At 68.6% G+C, this 17,648-nt stretch carries 15 protein-coding genes and 3 pseudogenes; 11 read left to right on the forward strand and 7 right to left on the reverse strand.

Annotation, left to right across the window (positions count from 1 at the left end; all coding sequences use genetic code 11):
- Window positions 1-94: 94 nt before the first annotated feature.
- Together lnt and ACFVXE_RS32015 are read left to right on the forward strand one after the other, a co-directional pair.
- The gene (gene lnt / locus ACFVXE_RS32010; protein ID WP_389676481.1) at window positions 95-1,690 is read left to right on the forward strand and encodes an apolipoprotein N-acyltransferase; all 1,596 of its coding nucleotides are present in this window, start codon (window positions 95-97) and stop codon (window positions 1,688-1,690) included.
- Between the two features lie 31 nt (window positions 1,691-1,721).
- The gene (locus ACFVXE_RS32015; protein WP_389676483.1) at window positions 1,722-2,201 is read left to right on the forward strand and encodes an NUDIX domain-containing protein; all 480 of its coding nucleotides are present in this window, start codon (window positions 1,722-1,724) and stop codon (window positions 2,199-2,201) included.
- A 63-nt stretch (window positions 2,202-2,264) separates the two neighbouring features.
- Here the strand turns inward: ACFVXE_RS32015 and ACFVXE_RS32020 are convergent, their stop codons facing one another.
- A complete protein-coding gene (locus tag ACFVXE_RS32020) occupies window positions 2,265-3,647 on the reverse strand; it encodes an MFS transporter (RefSeq protein ID WP_389676506.1) in 1,383 nt (460 codons plus the stop codon).
- Between the two features lie 826 nt (window positions 3,648-4,473).
- Here ACFVXE_RS32020 and tpg point away from each other — a divergent pair.
- The 7 genes and pseudogenes from tpg to ACFVXE_RS32055 all read left to right on the forward strand — a co-directional run.
- A pseudogene (gene tpg, locus ACFVXE_RS32025) lies at window positions 4,474-4,770 on the forward strand (telomere-protecting terminal protein Tpg); the annotation flags it as partial.
- Between the two features lie 148 nt (window positions 4,771-4,918).
- Entirely contained in the window at window positions 4,919-5,884 is a 966-nt protein-coding gene (locus tag ACFVXE_RS32030) for an SDR family NAD(P)-dependent oxidoreductase (protein ID WP_389676484.1), read from the forward strand.
- Between the two features lie 270 nt (window positions 5,885-6,154).
- Complete coding sequence (locus ACFVXE_RS32035; protein WP_389676485.1) at window positions 6,155-6,487, forward strand: metalloregulator ArsR/SmtB family transcription factor; 333 nt, start codon at window positions 6,155-6,157, stop codon at window positions 6,485-6,487.
- Entirely contained in the window at window positions 6,484-7,230 is a 747-nt protein-coding gene (locus ACFVXE_RS32040; protein WP_389676487.1) for a DUF2071 domain-containing protein, read from the forward strand. Before ACFVXE_RS32035 ends, ACFVXE_RS32040 begins: the two co-directional genes overlap by 4 nt.
- A 668-nt stretch (window positions 7,231-7,898) precedes the next feature.
- Window positions 7,899-8,252 (forward strand): DUF317 domain-containing protein, encoded by a 354-nt coding sequence (locus ACFVXE_RS32045; protein ID WP_389676489.1) that lies wholly within the window; start codon window positions 7,899-7,901, stop codon window positions 8,250-8,252.
- A 68-nt stretch (window positions 8,253-8,320) separates the two neighbouring features.
- Window positions 8,321-8,611 (forward strand): hypothetical protein, encoded by a 291-nt coding sequence (locus tag ACFVXE_RS32050; RefSeq protein ID WP_389676491.1) that lies wholly within the window; start codon window positions 8,321-8,323, stop codon window positions 8,609-8,611.
- Between the two features lie 15 nt (window positions 8,612-8,626).
- Entirely contained in the window at window positions 8,627-9,445 is an 819-nt protein-coding gene (locus tag ACFVXE_RS32055) for a DUF317 domain-containing protein (protein ID WP_389676493.1), read from the forward strand.
- A gap of 661 nt (window positions 9,446-10,106) precedes the next feature.
- Here ACFVXE_RS32055 and ACFVXE_RS32060 read toward each other — a convergent pair.
- Window positions 10,107-10,702 (reverse strand): annotated as a pseudogene (locus ACFVXE_RS32060) (hypothetical protein); the annotation flags it as partial.
- Between the two features lie 443 nt (window positions 10,703-11,145).
- On the reverse strand, window positions 11,146-12,057 hold the full coding sequence (locus ACFVXE_RS32065; protein ID WP_389676494.1) for a helix-turn-helix domain-containing protein: 912 nt from the start codon (window positions 12,055-12,057) through the stop codon (window positions 11,146-11,148).
- 199 nt (window positions 12,058-12,256) lie between these two features.
- Between ACFVXE_RS32065 and ACFVXE_RS32070 the strand changes: the two genes are divergently transcribed.
- A complete protein-coding gene (locus ACFVXE_RS32070; RefSeq protein WP_389676496.1) occupies window positions 12,257-13,237 on the forward strand; it encodes an aldo/keto reductase in 981 nt (326 codons plus the stop codon).
- A gap of 95 nt (window positions 13,238-13,332) precedes the next feature.
- A complete protein-coding gene (locus ACFVXE_RS32075) occupies window positions 13,333-13,737 on the forward strand; it encodes a nuclear transport factor 2 family protein (RefSeq protein WP_389676498.1) in 405 nt (134 codons plus the stop codon).
- A gap of 386 nt (window positions 13,738-14,123) precedes the next feature.
- Here the strand turns inward: ACFVXE_RS32075 and ACFVXE_RS32080 are convergent, their stop codons facing one another.
- From ACFVXE_RS32080 to ACFVXE_RS32095, 4 genes and pseudogenes are all read right to left on the reverse strand, one after another.
- Window positions 14,124-14,627, reverse strand: a complete 504-nt coding sequence (locus ACFVXE_RS32080) for an N-acetyltransferase (RefSeq protein WP_389676500.1) — start codon at window positions 14,625-14,627, stop codon at window positions 14,124-14,126.
- A gap of 71 nt (window positions 14,628-14,698) precedes the next feature.
- Complete coding sequence (locus ACFVXE_RS32085) at window positions 14,699-16,192, reverse strand: NF041680 family putative transposase (protein WP_389676502.1); 1,494 nt, start codon at window positions 16,190-16,192, stop codon at window positions 14,699-14,701.
- Between the two features lie 149 nt (window positions 16,193-16,341).
- A pseudogene (locus ACFVXE_RS32090) lies at window positions 16,342-16,878 on the reverse strand (IS481 family transposase); the annotation flags it as partial.
- 477 nt (window positions 16,879-17,355) lie between these two features.
- The coding region (locus ACFVXE_RS32095; RefSeq protein ID WP_389676504.1) for a hypothetical protein at window positions 17,356-17,648 on the reverse strand (293 nt) is incomplete at its 5' end.

Raw genomic sequence — 17,648 nt, forward strand, 5'->3', positions numbered from 1 at the left:
GTGGGGGAAAAGCGCAGGAACGTTCCGGCTGGAAGTGTTCCGGCAGCCGACCGGTACTGCCCCGCAGGCGCCCCATCACCGTAGACTCCGCCGGGTGAGCACCACGATCACCCCAGTTGACGACCCGCAGCCCGCCGCCACTTCGTCGCGGGGCAGACGGTTCCTGCCACGGCTCGTACGACCGGCCACGGCCGTACTCTCGGGGCTGCTGCTCTATCTGAGCTTCCCGCCCCGGCCGCTGTGGTGGCTTGTTCTGCCCGGCATCGCGCTCCTCGGCTGGTGTCTGCACGGCCGCCGTCTGCGCGCCGGATTCGGTCTCGGCCTGCTCATCGGGCTGGGCTTCATGCTTCCGCTGCTGCACTGGACCGGCGAAGAGGTCGGCCCGGTGCCGTGGCTGGCGCTCGCCACCGCCGAAGCACTCTTCATCGCGGTGGGCTGCATCGGGATCGCCGCCGTGTCCCGGCTCGCCTGGTGGCCGGTGTGGGCCGCCGCGGTCTGGGCCCTGGACGAAGGGGTCCGGGCCAGGGTGCCGTTCGGCGGCTTCCCGTGGGGCAAGATCGCATTCGGGCAGGCGGACAGCGTGTTCCTGCCGCTCGCGGCCGTCGGCGGCACGCCGCTGCTCTCGTTCGCCGTGGTGCTGTGCGGCTTCGGCCTCCTGGAAGCGGTACGCCGGTTCCGCATCTGGCGCCGGACCGGTGAAGTGCCGCGCGCCGCGGTCGCGGCCGCGGCCGTCACGGTGCTCGTCCCGCTCGCCGGGGCGCTGGCCGCGCGGCCGCTCGTCGACGACTCGGCGGAGGACGGCACCGCGACCGTCGCCGCGGTCCAGGGCAATGTGCCGCGCCTCGGACTCGACTTCAACTCCCAGCGCCGCGCCGTCCTCGACAACCACGCGCGCCTTACCGAACAACTCGCCCGCGAGGTCAAGGCCGGCAAGGTGCCCCAGCCCGACTTCGTCCTGTGGCCGGAGAACTCCTCCGACCTCGACCCCTACCGCAACGCCGACGCGCGGATCGTCATCGACGAAGCGGTCAAGGCGATCAATGCCCCCACGGTCGTCGGCGCGGTGGTCGAGCCGGACACCGGCAAGCTGCGGAACACGCTCATCCAGTGGGACCCGACGAGCGGCCCCGTCGCCACGTACGACAAGCGCCACGTCCAGCCGTTCGGCGAGTACATGCCGATGCGTTCCTTCATCCGCATCTTCAGTTCCGACGTCGACCGGGTCCAGCGTGACTTCGGACCGGGCAAGAAGGTGGGTGTCTTCGATCTGGCCGGCACCCAGGTGGGGCTCGTCACCTGTTACGAGGCGGCCTTCGACGACGCGGTACGGGACACCGTCGAACACGGCAGTCAGCTGATCGCCGTCCCCAGCAACAACGCCACCTTCGGGCGGAGCGAGATGACGTACCAGCAGCTGGCCATGAGCCAGGTGCGGGCCGTCGAACACAGCCGGTCCGTCGTCGTCCCCGTCACCAGCGGGGTCAGCGCGATCATCCGCCCCGACGGGACGATCGTCCAGAAGACGAAGGTGTTCACCGCGGACGCCCTGGTGGACAAGGTGCCGCTGCGCTCCTCGCTGACCCCCGCCACCCGGCTGGGCACGCTCCCCGAAGGACTGCTCGCGCTGGTAGCCGTGGCGGGGCTGGGCTGGGCGGCCGTACGGTCGGTGCGGGCCCGCCGGGGTCGGTGAGCCGTGCCACGGGCCGCGTAGGGTCGGGGACATGGCCATTCCTGACTTCCTCCGCGAACTGCGTGTCACCGCGGGTACACAGTTGCTCCTGCTGCCGGGCGTCACCGCCGTGGTCTTCGACGACGAGGGCCGGGTCCTGCTCGGCAGACGTTCCGACACCGGCAAGTGGTCGCTGATCGGCGGCATCTGCGAACCGGGGGAGCAGCCCGCGACCACGGCGGAGCGTGAGGTGTACGAAGAGACCGCCGTGCACTGTGTGGCGGAGCGGGTGGTGCTCACCGAGGCGCTGGAGCCGGTGCAGTACGCGAACGGGGACCGGTGCCAGTTCCTGGACGTCACCTTCCGCTGCCGGGCGACCGGCGGCGAGGCGTGCGTCAACGACGACGAGTCGCTGGAGGTGGACTGGTTTCCGGTCGACGCCCTGCCGCCGTTGAGCGAGGGCTCACTCTTCAGGATCAAGCAGTCGCTCACCGACGAACCGACCTGGTTCGCGCCCACGGCCCCGCAGTGATCCCGTAGACCGGCTCCACGGCCGGACGGGTCCGATTCCCAGGCCCGCCCGGCCGGCCCTGGCTCAGACGGTACGGGCGTCGGCGGGCAGCGGTGAGGGTGCGTCCGCCTCCGGAGCCCCCTCGATGTCCGTCAGATCCCGGTGCCGGGTCTCCTTGGCACATCCGACCGCCAGCAGCGTGATGAGCGCGGCGGCGATGACATACAGCGCGATCGGTGTCGAACTGTCGTAGTCCGCGAGCAGTGCGGTGGCGATCAGCGGCGCCGGCGCACCGGCCGCCACCGACGAGAACTGCGCACCGATCGACGCCCCCGAGTACCGCATCCGGGTCGCGAACATCTCCGAGAAGAAGGCCGCCTGCGGCGCGTACATCGCCCCGTGGAAGATCAGCCCGACCGTGACGGCGAGCAGCAGACTGCCGAAGCTGCGGCTGTCGATCAGCGCGAAGAACGGGAACATCCAGAGCCCCACGCCGACCGCCCCGATCAGATAGACGGGCTTGCGCCCGATCCGGTCGGAGAGCGCGCCCCACATCGGGATGACCGCGAAGTGGACGGCGGAGGCGATGAGTACGGCGTTCAGTGCCGTCTGCTTGCTCAGATCCGCGGCCGTCGTCGCGTAGACGAGGATGAAGGCGGTGATGACGTAGTAGCTGATGTTCTCCGCCATCCTGGCCCCCATGGCGATCAGCACGTCCCGCCAGTGGTGCCGCAGCACGGCGACGAGCGGCATCTTCTCGGTGGTCGCGGTGGCCGCCTTTCGCTTCTCCGCCTCCGCCAGCGCCGCCTTGAACACCGGCGATTCATCGACGGAGAGACGGATCCACAGGCCGATGACGACCAGCACACCGGAGAGCAGGAACGGTATGCGCCACCCCCATGCCCCGAAGGCCGAGTCCGACATCAGCGCGGTGAGCGCGGAGAGCACACCGGTGGCGAGCAACTGTCCTGCCGGGGCCCCGGTCTGCGGCCAGGAGGCCCAGAACCCGCGCCGTCCGGCGTCGCCATGCTCCGACACGAGCAGTACGGCCCCGCCCCACTCACCACCGAGGGCGAAGCCCTGCACCAGACGCAGGGTGGTGAGCAGGACGGGAGCGGCGGCGCCGACAGTGGCGTGCGTCGGCAACAGCCCGATGGCGAAGGTCGCACCGCCCATCAGCAGCAGACTCAGCACCAGCAGCTTCTTGCGGCCGAGCCGGTCGCCGTAGTGCCCGAACACCAGGGCACCGAGCGGCCGGGCGGCGAAACCGACCGCGTAGGTGAGGAAGGAGAGGAGGGTCCCGACGAGCGGGTCGGATTCGGGGAAGAACAGCTTGTTGAAGACGAGAGCGGCTGCTGACCCGTAGAGGAAGAAGTCGTACCACTCGATGGTGGTCCCGATGAGGCTTGCGGCGACGATGCGCTTGAGGCTGGCGGGGGGTGGGGGAGCGGTCGCGGGGGAGGACATCGGCACCACTTCCAAGCGGTTGGCGGGGACGTTTCGTGTGGCCATACCGTAGGAATCCGCAGGTCAGGCGCACATGTGGCGGGGCGACATAGTTCGAGGGTGGGCTATGCCTGTGGCCCCCATGCCGGCTCGCGGAAAGGCGGTTCAGGGGCTCGATGGTGGTCGAAACGAGTGCCGTCCGGGACGCGTAGTTCAGGGTGATTTGACGGTGCGATGCTGAATCCTGTGCTGGTTCGGTGCTGACTAGAAGCCCACGTCATCACCCGTCTTCACCTGTCCCGTGCCGACTTCGTGCTGACTACGCTCCGCTGAACTCGGGCATCTGGGGTTGATCGGCTCGGAGTCGTTGCGTGGTAGGTGACCGGCCTGAGAGACCGAGCCCGGCCTTGCCGCTCAGCCGCCGCGGGCGCGGGCAAGGCGCCGCGCCTGGGCGCGGTGTGCGTTCGTCCCAGTAGGTTCTTCGTCTGCTGGTGGTACACGCCCAGCAGTCGAGTGAAACGCGCGGCAGGGACTGCAAGATCCTGACCTTTCGGATGAATCCTGGTGAAGCGTGAGGCTTCCCGGAGCCCTTCGAATAGCGGAAGCCTTTGCCAAGATTTGCCGGAAAATGAGCCTAACTATGATCATTTGCGCTCAAATCCGGCAGCTCCGACCTTGTGTGGACGGGTGACCGACTTGCTCGGCGCATGGCTGAAGAGGGATGGGGCGGCCTGGGCTTGTAGGCGCCTCGGCACCACCCGGGAGCACGCCAGTTGCCCAGTCATCGCGCTGTCGCTCCTGTCGCGAGGGCTGCGGGTCGCTGAAACCGGAGCCCTGGGGGCAACTGCGGCGAAAGGCGGCGAGCACCGGCGGCATCGTCATCGGCACCCGAGCCCGGCTCGGCTACGTCGCACCGATCGGGTCAACGGATGAAGACCGCATCCGGCACCTGACCGTCGCCCTCCCGCCGCGCCACGCCGCCCGCCTCTTCGAGGCCCAGGAGGCCGGTGCCAGCGACGACCGCCTCAGGGAGATCGCCGCCGAAGCCCTCAAAGAGACCTACTTCCAAGACGGCGGCCGCCGCGCCGGCTCCCTGGAGGAAGTCCGCTTCACGGACATCGAGCACCTGGAGTTCGACCTGTAGAGGCCGCGCCCCGAACAACCCGCGGGCCCGGTTGTGACTGAGCGCTTCAGTTGGCGGATGAGCGCCTGAGTTGGCGGGCGCGTCTACTGCGGTACGGAATCTCTACCGCCTTGCCTTAGAGCGCGCTTCAATTCGTAGCGTTCGGTTCATGACCACTCCTCAGTGCAAGATCGGATCTGGGTTCGGAGCCGGTAACACCGCAGGGGACGTTCTGCGCGGAATCGACCTGTCCGGGAAGCTCGTGATCGTCACCGGCGGCTACTCGGGAATCGGGCTGGAGACGACACGTGCCCTCGTCGGCACGGGCGCTCGTGTCGTCGTTCCCGCCCGGCGGCGCGCGACCGCCCAGGAAGCAGTCGATGGCATCGACGGCGTCGAGGTCGACGAGCTCGATCTTGCCGACCTGGCGAGCGTCCGTGGATTCGCCGATCGCTTCCTCGCCTCGGGCCGCCGCATCGACATCGTAATTAACAACGCCGGGATCATGCGCTGTCCGGAAGTACGGGTCGGCCCCGGCTGGGAGGCGCAGTTCGCGATCAACCATCTCGGCCACTACGCACTCGTCAACCGGCTCTGGCCGGCGATCGCGCGTGGCGGGGGCCGCGTCGTCGCTGTATCCTCCGGCGGCCACCACCTCTCGGACATCCGCTGGGACGATGTGCAGTTCGAGCACGGTTACGACAAGGTGCAGGCCTACGCACAGGCGAAGACGGCGAACGCGCTGTTCGCCGTGCACCTCGACGCACTCGGCCGCGGCCGCGGAGTGCGGGCGTTCTCGGTGCACCCCGGCAAAATCCTCACCCCGCTGCAGCGCCACCTCTCCCACGAGGAGAAGGTCGCCGCCGGCTGGATCGACGAGGACGGCTACCTGGTGGACCCCACATTCAAGACGGCTGAACAGGGTGCCGCAACACAAGTTTGGGCGGCAACTTCCCCGCAGCTGGAAGACATGGGCGGCGTCTACTGCGAGGACTGCGACGTCGCCGAACCCGCCACGAGCGACGACGTACTCGTCGGCGTGCGCGACTACGCCACCGATCCTCAACAGGCAGCCCGCCTGTGGGCGCTCTCGGCCGAGCTCACAGGTCTTAACGCATTCGTAGCAGGCCTCTAACGGCGAGCCTTGGGGCCGCCGCACTGCGGCCCAATCGCTCCCATGACGCGCGAAAACGAACTCGCCAACGACCACGCCCAGAGCCGCCAACTCAGGCGCTCATCCGCCAACTGAGGCGCTCAGTCACACCGGTGTGACTGAGCGCCTCAGTTGGCGTGTGTGCACGAGAGTCGGCGAGTTGGGTGCAGCGGTCGGAGAACGGTCGCCGACGTTGCCATGGAGACTCTGGATGTCTTGTTAGATGCTTAGCTAAAGTGCTAAATTGAGAGCATGGTAGAAGCTCAGGACGAGGCAGGAGCCTTTCGCGCACTCGCCGATCCGACGAGGCGTCAGATCCTTGAGGACCTCAGAGGCGGCCAGCTCTCGGCAGGCGAGATCGCGAGCAGGTTTGCGATCAGCGCGCCATCCATCTCACGGCATCTCGGCGTGCTCAAGGGAGCCGGACTGGTCACCGAGCGCCGGGACGGCAACCGGATTCTCTACACGCTGGCCGATGATCGCCTGGCGAACTCCATCGGCCGGTTCCTCAGCGCCGTCTGTCCCGAGCAGATCGTGCTGCGCCACACCAAATGGCGGCCCGGGCCGCAGAGCGAGGGATCATGAGGCAACCACGCCTGTCCAGCATCGTTGAACGACGGCTTCTGGTGAACTACCGGGTCACCCCGAGCGCAGCGGCCCGCCTGCTCCCCGAGCCGCTGCGCCCGCAACTGGTGCACGGCTACGCGGTCGCCGGTATCTGCCTGCTGCGGCTGGGAGGTGTCAGGCCGGCCTGGGCCCCCAGGGCGTTCGGCCTGCGGAGCGAGAACGCGGCGCATCGGTTCGCCGTGGAATGGGACGGGCCGGACGGCGTCGAGACCGGCGTCTACATCCCGCGTCGTGACACCGCCTCGCGACTCAATGTCTGGGCTGGAGGCCGCGTCTTTCCCGGCGAACACGGCCGCGCCGATTTCGAGGTGCGTGAGACACCCGACCAAGTGCATGCCGCCTTCGCAACGCGGGACGGCGACACCCGCGTCGATGTCTGCGTCGAGCTCTCCGACGAACTGCGAGGCAGTGAACTCTTCGCCGATCTTGCCGAGGCATCCCGCTTCTTCCGAGGTGGAGCAAAGGGTTTCTCGGCCACAGCGTCCGGCCGTCACCTGGACGGAATGGAATTCCACACCGATGCCTGGCACGTGGAGGCCGGCCGGGTTCGCTCCGCCGCATCGTCCTTCTTCGACGACCCAGAGCGCTTCCCGTCGGGGAGCGCAACCCTGGACTGCGCTCTGGTGATGCGGAACGTCCCCGCCAGTTGGCGACCGCTTCCGACCATGGCTGCCAACCAGGTCGGTCAACTCGCGAACTGAAGCGCGCAGTCGCACCCGGACCAATTGGTCCGGGCCCGCTTGTGTTCCAAAGACGCTGTACAACACGCCCTGTCTTCCGCCGTTTCCTGGAAGACGCCTGCGAGTCCGAGGGCGGACGAGGACGGGCCCCTGGTGGGCGACGATGGCGTCCTTGATGTTGGGGGCGGCGTTCGGGTTCATCAAGTCCAACTGGCTACCGCTGGCTGGCCCTTCTGTCTGGTGCCCGCCAGACCGGTGGTCAGTGGTCAGGCTGGGGACGGGAGCGGGCCGTGAGGACCGGCCGCCTTGTTGTTGCATCGTCGCGGCAGTGAGCCGGGTCAAGCACCTAGTACCTCGTCGGCGCTGCGGGGTTCGGTGCGCGGTTGCTGGGCACCAAGGGCAAGCGGGCACGCCCCGACCAGGGGGACGGACAGGGTCGCCAGGTCTCGAGATGCCTCCATGGCCGACTCAACGCTGCTCTGCGCCTCACGAGCCCCGGATGACCGGCACACCCCAGCCCTTCGCCAGTGACGACTAGGTTCCCTGTCAAACGCCTCCATTGGATGACACGGGACAGCAGTTCGCCGCGGGCAGACAGGAAAGACCACAGAAAGACTGGCCAGCGCGGTCGAGGGCATGTCAACGTAGACGACCTTGCAAGAAATCCCAGGTCAGAGAGGTGATTGCCCGTGACCGTAGTGCCCGCCGGCCCTGGTTTCTCCACCACCATCGAAGCCCTGCGGCTGCGCGAATGGCAGCTCGGCCCCGGGCAGCCCACGCTCGTGACAGACCAGTTCTCAGCGGACGACTTCCACGTGATCGTGGACGACCGCGCGGACGTGCACGTCAGCTCGAAGGACGGCCGTTTCTACCTCGGCTGGTTCCCGAACGGCCGTCCCGGCACGGATGGCGAGGGCTGGGCAATCGCCGTCACCGGCACGGCCGAGGTTCCCGGCTACCGCCTGTCGTTCGACACTGAGACGCCGGCCGACATCGTCGCCGCCGCCATTGCGCGCGTGCTGGAAACCTCACGTCGCGTATGACCGTGCTGACTCCCACCGGCCGGTCCGTTCCATCGCTCCCCGTTTCCTCTCACCCCAGGAGGCTGTTCGTGACGTCCCCGGAGATGGCCGTCGGCGATCTCATCGACCTGCTGTCCGGCTGCGACCGGAGTGCTCCGGTCCGCCAGGCCATGAACCCGTTCTTTCCGATGGCACACCGCCTTGCGCAGGTCGTGCAGTCGGTGGACGAGACCGGCCGGACCGTCGTCTACCTCGCCGAAGGGCGGGACGAGGACGCACAGCTCGGCCATCTGCCGCCCGAGGTCGCCGTCGCCCTGACGTGGCAGGGCCCCGTCCAGGCACCCCCGCGCCGCCCCCGCCGCCGTGCCGGCGGCAACTAGACCCGCACCGAGCCCTTGGAGGCGCCCCTGCACCCCGACTTCCCGCCCGCCCCGTCCACCCCGCGCGGCGGCCAGCCCGCGTTCTGGGTCGGGCCCCGGCATCTAGCCGGCGACGATGGGCACCTCTACGACACCGTCGCCGACACGCTCTCCGGCCTGGGCTGGACGAGCCTGACGATAGTCCACGGGCGGCACGAGCCGGACGAAGCAGCGGAGGACCGCCAGGTCCTGCGCAGCACCGTCCTGCACATCAGCCCCGACGCCCTCCGCTGGGCGCAGTGGAGTCTGGCCGACGAGCCGTTCCACCTGGGCGACCAGCCGATCGCCTGGCAGATCTCGGCCCGCACGGACACCAGCAGCCCGCTCGCGTCGTGGTCGTCCTACTTCACCACCGACGTCCCCGGCGAGGCGGTGGCCGACTTCCTCGTCGCACTCGACGCCCGCGACCAGCCCGTCGTGCCGCTCGCCGGCCCCGAGCTGGTCCTCGACGCCGTCGCCGCCCACGGCTGGCTCCGCGACATCGACGAGCCCCACGCGGCAGCGACGGACCCGACGTTCACCTCGCACATCAGCCTCGGGGAGGTGCCGCCCCTCATCCAGGACGCCGACCCGCGCGCCCTGACGACCGAGGCCGACGAGGCTGGGTTGGCCGGATGGCAGGCATGGGCCGAGCCCTCGCTCGGGGCACCCTGCCTGTGGGCGGCCTCCTTCGGGGGCAGCGTCCCGCACGACCTCGTCGCCGCCTTCGCCGCCTCCCTCAGCTCGACCGCACCGGTCCTGCGGCGCGTGCTGCCAGAGGCCACCAGGGAGCGACTGCTGCGGGCGCCGGCCTAGCGTTCGGCGGCGCCCGCAGCCAGACGTAAGAAGCCCGGTCCTCCCGAAAGGGGGCCGGGCTTCTGGCATTCCATTCCGCGTCTCGGGCGGGCCATCGAGTCGAAGGAGAACGACCTGGGCGACGAGCACAGGGTGTCGGCCGGCGCGGCATCGTTGATTACCTGCGGACCTCGGGGCGGGGGGAGCGGGGTGAAGTGGGGTCTGCCCGGCGTAGCGGTGGGAGTTCATCCCGTGGTATTGCCAGCGCCTCAAATGAGGCAAGGTGGCCACACTTTGGCGTAGTGATCCTGCTCAACATGTGTTAATTGGAAGGCCGTTGAAGTGGGGCAAAGTGGCGAAGGTATGGCGTAGCGGTGCCACGTATCCGTGCGGCTGAATAGCCACATGCCTCGAACCGAAGAGAAGCAGCAGCCTGCCCTTGAACTCCGATGCGGCGGAGTGCACGTCATCGTTCAACGCATCTCGCCCTGGGTGGTGGCGGCCATCGTCATGGCCTTCGTCGCGACGACGGGGAGTGGACTCGCAGCACGGTTCACGTCCCATCTCGCAGCATGGGTCACGTCCCATTAGGAATGTGCCGGACTGCGCCCGGGCGTCAGCCGCACAGCACTGCTGCCCCCGACCGCAGTCCGGTTCGGGGGCAGCAGTGTGTCGGGGCCGGTCAGCTGGCTGCTGTTGCCTTGGCGAGGGCCTTGCCGAGGTGCCGGTCGACGAGGGCCGGGGAACCGGAGACGATCAGCAGCAGACTGCCGTCGCGGATCGCGGTCTGCTTGACCACCGTGCTCCGTCCTCCGGTGGAGAACGTCAGGAGCTGGCTCCACTGCTCGTCACCGAGCCCGGGGGCGCGGGGAGCTTCTGCGAGGCCATGTCGATGGGGGTGCCGCCCGCGACGACCTGATAGGTCGGGCAGCCGGTCATGGCGTCGAAGATCCGTCCGATGCCGTCGGACAGCTTGTCCGGGTGGTCGCTGTACAGCTCCTCGGAGACCTCCGAGGAGCTGCCGCCATAGGCGAAGGACGCCTTCGCCTTGCGCGGGAAGGTGAGCGTGCCACCGGTCGCCGCGTCGCCGCCCAGCTCGTTCAGGTCCGGGCAGCCGACGACGGTGACGTCGTCGTGCTGGGCGGGGCGCTCCGGCTCACGCAGGTAGCCGCTGCCGAGGTCGCTCTCGTCGAGCAGGCGCGTCTCCAGCGAGGTCGACGAGAGCACGGTGGCCTTCTGGAGGGCGTCGGCCGGCTTCCCGGTACGAGCGGACGGGGCCGCTTCATGACCGAGGGGTGCGCGGTGGCGTCGGTGCTGGGAATGCTGGAGGAGCGAGAGGCGGCTGCCCGGGTGCGGCTGGAGGGCTTGCGGGAGGGAGCCGCGCGGTTGGCTGAGGTGACGGGGGCTGCGGAGATCGAGCTGGGCCGGCGGGTGATCGCGCGGCCGATACGAGGAGTAGCAGAGCAGCCTCCACCCCAGGCCGGGGAGAACGAGGAAGCGCACGACCAGGGAAGCCATGAGCAGGGGAAGTTCGGTGGGAGCCCCCATCCGAGAAACCTGGCGGCGCCAGTTCAGGGTGATTCCCCCGGGAACCACACAGCGTCCACGCGCACTACTGAGCCACAGGAGCTGCGACCCACCGGCTTAAGAGGAACTATCGTTCGAGGGGTCTCCATGATCAGTCGGGGTCGGTACCGACCGGTCGCACGGTGGAGGACAAGTCAGTCCTCGGGGGTCCCGCCGTGTGTTCCGGCTGTCGGGTTGCTGTTCCGTTGGCTGTCGGCGTTCCAGCTGGCCAGGAGGCGGATCGCGTCCGCTTCGGGTGTGCCCGGTCGGGGCGTGTAGACACTGAGGATCTGGCTGGAGGCGGCGTCGATGCGGAGGGTCTCGTAGGGCAGCGTGACCTCGCCGATGACCGGGTGCCGGAAGGTCTTGGTGCCGGCTCGGGCGGTTCGTACGTCGTTGGTCGCCCAGCGCGTCCGAAATTCTGTGCTGCGGGTCGCCAACTCTCCGATAAGTTCGGTCAGGTCGGGGTCGTCGGGATGGCGGCCGGCCTCGATGCGCAGTATCGCCACGGTATCGGCGGTGATCCGGTCCCATTCGGGGAACAGGTCCCGGGCTCTGGGCTCGTCGAGGAACAGGAAGCGGGCGCTGTTCGTCCGTCCGGGCAGTTCGTACACGGGGGCGAGCAGCGAGCGGCCCAGTGTGTTGACTGCGAGGATGTCGAACCGGCCGTTGAAGACCACTGCTGGTAGGTGGTCCATAGAGTCCAGCAGTACCTGGATTCCCGGCGTGACCAGGTCTTTCGCCGCCCTGCGGCTCCGCCTTCGGGCTGCGGGGGTCAGCGCGGCGAGCAGCCGGCCGAGGTGAGCGCGTTCGTCGTCGTCCAGACGCAGGACTCCGGCGATGGCGTCGACGACTCCGGCGGAGGGCCCGGTTGCCTGGCCGCGTTCGAGCCGCACGTAGTACTCAGGGCTGACCCCGGCGAGCAACGCGACCTCCTCCCTGCGCAGGCCTTTCACCCGACGGCGGGTGCCCAGGAGAGGAAGGCCGACGTCAGTTGGGGTGACCCGGGCGCGGCGGGTGGTGAGGAACTCGCTGACCGCTGCCCGTGCGGCCTCCTTGTCGTCCATGAGACCAAGGGTAGGCCCGGCCCGGGTCCCGGAAGGGGTCCCTGCGAGTACCCCTTTTCACAGTGCCTGTCGGGATGTCGTGAACGGATGTTGGCTGGGTGTCGGCGAGATCGGCGCCCGGATGCCTCGGACGTCGGCCTCCACTGCTTCCCTCCGACGCACCGTCCTTCGACACTCTCGACAAGAAACGAGTTCTCTGATGCAGCACGCCATGCTGGGGAGCCTGCGGGTTTCCCGGGTCGGCCTGGGTGCCATGTCCATGGCCGGCACCCTCCTCTCCGGCGGCGGCCTGGACGACGCTGAGTCCATCCGCGCCATTCATCGCGCGCTCGACCTCGGTGTCACCCACATCGACACCGCTGAAAGCTACGGCCCCTTCCACAGCGAGGAAGTCGTCGGTCAGGCGCTGGAGGGCCGACGCGACCAAGTCGTCCTTGCCACGAAGTTCGGCATCCTGTCCCACGCCGGGGACGGAACCGGCCTGTTCGACAGCAGTTCGGCCAACATCCGCACCGCCGTCGAGGGGTGCCTGAAGCGCCTGCGCACTGACCGGATCGACCTCTTTTACCAGCACCGCGTCGACCAGAACACCCCCATCGAGGAGACCATCGGCACCGTGGCCGAGCTGGTCGCCGAAGGAAAGGTCCTGCACATCGGCCTGTCCGAGGCCTCTCCGGACACGGTTCGCCGCGCCCACGCCGTGCACCCGATCTCCGCGTTGCAGACCGAATACTCCCTGTGGACCCGGGAAGTCGAGACCGAACTGCTGCCCCTGCTGCGCGAGTTGGGCATCGGCCTGGTCCCCTACGCGCCCCTCGGGCACGGGTTTCTGACCGGCCAGATCCGCACGCCGGAGGAGATCCCCGACGGCGACTGGCGCAAGACCAATCCGCGCTTCATCGGCGAGGCCTTCTACCAGAACCTGCAGCTCGTGGAGGAAGTACGGACCATCGCGGCCGAGGTCGGTGCCACCCCGGCACAGATCGCGCTGGCCTGGCTGGTTGCCCAGGGCGGGGACATCGCGCCGATCCCCGGGAGCCGGCGAGTAGCTCGCGTCGAGGAGAACACCGCCGCCGACAGAGTCGTCCTGACCGCCGACCAGTTGCAGCGGCTCGACACTCTCACGCCGGCCACCGGCGCTCGGCACGATGACTTCAACGAGTCCACGATCGACCGCTGAATCCGGCGTCAGCGCGTGTGCCGCAACCAGCCCGAACTCCGGACCGCAACGGGGTTCTGAACCCACGAGAGTCTTCGCCTCAAAGGAGACGCGTCATGTCCGCAGCCACATCACTGACCGAGCAGAACCGCGCGATTGTCGAAGGCATGTTCGCGGCGGCGAACCGCGGCGACGTCGAGGGAATCCTTTTCTATCTGGCCGAGGACGTCGCGGTCATCGAGCCGATGTTCCTGCCCTTCGGGAAGGCCTACCACGGCAAGGACGAATTCCTCGGCCTCGCCCGGGTCCTGCCGAACTACATCGAGGTCTCCTCGATCACGGTGCACTACACCATCGCCGACGGCGACCGCGTCGCGGCGTGCGTCGGCATCAAGGACGTCACGACCGGAGAGCTGACCCGCTTCATCGAGCAATTCACTCTCAAAGACGGCAAGATCGTTGAGAATCGGGTGTTCTACCACGACGTCGGCTCCATGCTCGACAAGCCCAGGGTCGGGTAGCGCGTACTCGAACTCGCTGATCGCCCTGCAACGTCCCCACTCAGCAGCGGAACTCGGGCGCCGGCGCCCGCGCCGTCTCCTTCCTGTCCATGAGATCCGGGACGGGAACGGGGGCGCCTGCCCGGGTGCCGCGAACGTCGGCTCTCGCCAGGTGTCTCGGAACAGGGCGCCGACACGACCAACCTCGACGTTTCGCCCTCGTACGCGCCGTCGACGCCCCGAATCATCCATGGGGTGTCCTTCGGGAGCCCGAGGGCTGTGCAGTACGCCAGCCTCCGGTACAGGTCGGCATCGGGGAAGCCGCCGTGCTTCTCGGCCGTGTACTTGGCGTCGGCGACCCCGGCGTTCGATCGACAGCCTTCGAGATCGGTACGGGCAACAACCACTTACGTGTCGGGATGCTCCGGCAGGGCGAGCCAGTCCGACCAGGAGATCTCGCGGCCGAGGAAGCGCGGCTGCTCGAACGGCCAGTCGGCGGCGATCCACTGCGGCACCAGCGCGTCGAGGGCCTGCTCGACCTTGCTGCCCACCAGCTCGTCCACCACCCACCAGGAGATCTCGCCGTCCGCGCCGGCCCTCTCCGGTGGGTCGATGTAGACACAGCCGAGCAGAGCTGTCTCCGCCGCGTCGAACAGCGCGTAGTTGAAGGACTGGTGTGCGGCGATCTCCTTCTCGTGCCGCAAGAGGTCGGCCTGGTCGGCCTCGTAGGTCATCGTGGCCGCGGGCCAGCCCCAGGCCGGGCCGAAGGTGGTCCACAGCCGCTCGCGCGAACCCATCACAGCCGGATAGTCGAGCGGGGTGTCCGCCTCCCGGATCGGCCGCAGGTGATGACCACCGCCCGGCAGCGGTACCAGGACGGGGTGGACGAAGTCATCGGGAAGCCAGCTCATGGCGCCCGACCGTAGCAGCGCGCGACCGTTCGCTCCCCTGGATTTTCCCCGGATACCGCCAGGCCCTGCTCTCATGCCGGGCAGGGCCCGCGATCATCCGATCGAGACTCCCGTTCGATCGACAGACTCCATGATCGGTATGGCAACGGCTTCTCAGCTTGGCGTTTATCCTCGGCGGGCTTGGTGTTCCTTGATCGACTCGGCGCGTTTGACCGTCTTGCCGACGTCGTGGCGCTTGGCCCGGTGCTTGTTCTTCGAGCCGGGAGGCCGCCCCGGGCCTGGCCGGGACAGTTTCGGTGCGGCCGCTGGACGGGCTGCCGTCGCGCGGACGTTGCGAAACCCTCGGCGGACGCGGGCGGGAGTGAGGCGGCGGGGCTCAGCGGGTCGCTCCCAGGGACGGCGCAGGTCCTCGGCGAGGGGCGGGCGAGGCGGAGTTGGGTGTGGGCGGCGATGATGAGCCAGGTCCACAGATCGGCGCTGTCGGCGTGGCGGACCTTCGGGGCCGTCCAGCCGAGCGTCTGCTTCAGGAGCCTGAAGGTGTGCTCAAGGTCGAATCTGCGGAGGAACGACTGCCACCAGCGGTCCACGTCCACCGGCGTCGCGGCGGTGGCTGAGCACCACAGCCAGACCGGTTTCGGGTCGCGGTCGCCCGGCAGGTGCTCGACCTGCAGCCGCACCAACGTGCCGTGCAGGACGGGCAGTTCCTCCTCGGTGTGGTCCAGCCATGGGCCGCGGTGGGTGAGTCTGGGGTGCATCCGGTCCCAGGCCATCGCCTCGGCCTTGCCGTAGCGGGTGGTGTCCGTGCTGGTGGTGACGTCGGGCTGGTGCCAGCTGTCGGGCTTGGCGAAGGTGAGGACGCCGCCGTGCCTGCGCGGCCGCCCGCCCTTCGGGCCGGAACGTGCGGGGCCCGGGTCGCGGAGCATGACCCGGTCCGAGCGCAGGCGCCCGACCAGCACGACCGGCAGGTCGGCCAGGGCGTGGGAGAGGTAGGTGACGTCGTAGCCGGCGTCCATCACGATCAGGATCTCCAGGTCGCCCGGCCGCCAGTGCCCGGCTTGCGTCAACCGCTCGACGACGTCGCGCAGTTGGGCGGCGGTGACGAGCGTCGCGTCGTCGGCGGGCCCCAGGCGCACGGCGTCCAGCAGCGCGACCCAGGAGGTGCGGCCGGACTCCAGCGCGGCAACGAAGGAGTACGGCCAGCCCGGCACGAACTGGTCCGTCTTGCGGTCGCCACGTCCATAGACGTGGCAGAACAGCCGATCGTCGCTGGTCGGGGCATCGGGGCGGAGCCAGTTACTCACGTCCACGGCCAGCACGACCCTGCCGTCGGCCGCCTTCGGCACAGGCAGGCCGGCCAGCATGCGGCGCAACCGCGTCGGCTCCAGCCAACCGCGGTCCAAAGCCGCGTACAGCGCGCCGTGCCCGCGCCGGTGCTCGACCGCCAGCGACAACTCGACCAGGGTCTTCACCGGCCCGTCCGCGCACAACACCGCGTCCGTGAGCTCGAAGAGCACGTCCCGGCGGGCGTAGAGGCATTCGTAGAACTCGACCCGAAAGCGGGACAAGATGCCCAATGCGTCGCCTGCGGGCGCGTCGACCGGGAGACTCATACACAGCGGCCGTTCTCTCGTGCTTCGTGGACTCGACATCTCGAAGCGTGGAGAACGGCCGCCCCTGCTGTCCCGGGAAGAACCGCAGATCAGCAGGTCGAGTGACCTGCGAGGATAAACGCCAAGCTCAGACCAACGTAGCCGACCGCGTTGACGGTCCGGTCCATCTCCGCCACCCCCTTCGTGTCCTGCGCCGGTCCGGGCTCGTCCGCCCACGGTCCGGCGGGATGGGCGTCCCCGCCTGCCAGCAGGGCTTTGAGGTCCCGGCCGGACAGCTTTGAAGGCAGCGTCTTGTGTCGGCCGCCGCCGATCAGCACGTGCAGCCGGTTCACGTCGATGCGCAAGGTCACCGTGGTGCCGGCCAGAGCGGGGCCGAACCAGATCTGCTGCCCGCCGAGGCTCAGGTTCCCCGACGTGGGAACCACCCGCTCCACCTCGATCGCGCTGACCTCACCCTCGGCCGTCGGCCAAGCCACAGCCCCCGGCTCGGCCGGAGGCACTGGGGCTTCCGAAGCCGGGACCGCGTCCAGGCGGGCGGGCAGCACCACCGGCAGCGCATCCTGCTCGGACCGCGGCCTGGGCACGAACCGCCTGGCCGGAACAGTCATGTCCAGGGCCTGATGCGGGCGCATCCGGTTGTAGTGCGATGCGCCTGAGGAAGGGCCGTCACTTACTACCGTCAACGCCCCCGCAGCGGCTCGCTGCGGGGGCGTTCTGGCTGATGGGCGCGGACGGTTTCGAACCGCCGACACCTGCTTTGTAAGGGCGGCGCCAACCACAAGACGGTCTTGGCTGGTCAACAGCCGTACAGCAGCACCAAGCCTGTCAGCAGGTGTCTGCACCGCCTCACACCCCAATTGACCGTGACTGACCGCTCGATCTGGCACGGCTCTGGCACGCGCGGCACCACCGAGCAGGGCCTCACGATACGGCTGACCGCCACTGGGCTGCCCATCGATGCCGAACTATCGGCACAACGGCCAATGAAGTCTGTCGGCCTGGCAACACGGGCTGTAGGGATCGGCCGCGGTTGTTGGTAGTCGGTGTGGTTGCTGTAATTCTCCGCTGTACTGCTGGCCCTGGGAACGGACCTGTATGGGGGCGGTGGAAGCGTGAGTTCAGGCAGTCGCAGAGTGCTGGGAGTCCTGGGTACGGCGGCCGACGGAATCGAGACCCTGCGCACCGGACTGGTCGAGCCAGCCATCGCCCTCGCCCCGCAAGGCGTACCGCACGTATGCCGACCGGATCGCCGCGGCCGGCAACCATCGCGCGGGCGGTTCGTTGGACCGGCGTGGGCATCGAGAAGCAGAGCGTGGATGGGCTTGATCCGCTTTGGCGGACATTCGAGATCTGGGGTTCAGCCCCGGGAGGATGTCCATCATGGAGAGCATGGGGAAGAAGAAGCCTCGCC

It is taken from the genome of Streptomyces sp. NPDC058231 (genome assembly GCF_042882275.1).
GTDB lineage: Bacteria > Actinomycetota > Actinomycetes > Streptomycetales > Streptomycetaceae > Streptomyces.

Bases quoted from the DNA above. Each gene is read 5' to 3' on its own strand.
- ACFVXE_RS32030 (WP_389676484.1), top strand. From the start codon at position 4,919: ATGACCACTCCTCAGTGCAAGATCGGATCTGGGTTCGGAGCCGGTAAC.
- ACFVXE_RS32080 (WP_389676500.1), bottom strand. From the start codon at position 14,627: ATGAGCTGGCTTCCCGATGACTTCGTCCACCCCGTCCTGGTACCGCTG.
- ACFVXE_RS32020 (WP_389676506.1), bottom strand. From the start codon at position 3,647: ATGTCCTCCCCCGCGACCGCTCCCCCACCCCCCGCCAGCCTCAAGCGC.
- ACFVXE_RS32065 (WP_389676494.1), bottom strand. From the start codon at position 12,057: ATGGACGACAAGGAGGCCGCACGGGCAGCGGTCAGCGAGTTCCTCACC.
- ACFVXE_RS32075 (WP_389676498.1), top strand. From the start codon at position 13,333: ATGTCCGCAGCCACATCACTGACCGAGCAGAACCGCGCGATTGTCGAA.
- ACFVXE_RS32040 (WP_389676487.1), top strand. From the start codon at position 6,484: ATGAGGCAACCACGCCTGTCCAGCATCGTTGAACGACGGCTTCTGGTG.
- ACFVXE_RS32070 (WP_389676496.1), top strand. From the start codon at position 12,257: ATGCAGCACGCCATGCTGGGGAGCCTGCGGGTTTCCCGGGTCGGCCTG.
- ACFVXE_RS32015 (WP_389676483.1), top strand. From the start codon at position 1,722: ATGGCCATTCCTGACTTCCTCCGCGAACTGCGTGTCACCGCGGGTACA.
- ACFVXE_RS32035 (WP_389676485.1), top strand. From the start codon at position 6,155: ATGGTAGAAGCTCAGGACGAGGCAGGAGCCTTTCGCGCACTCGCCGAT.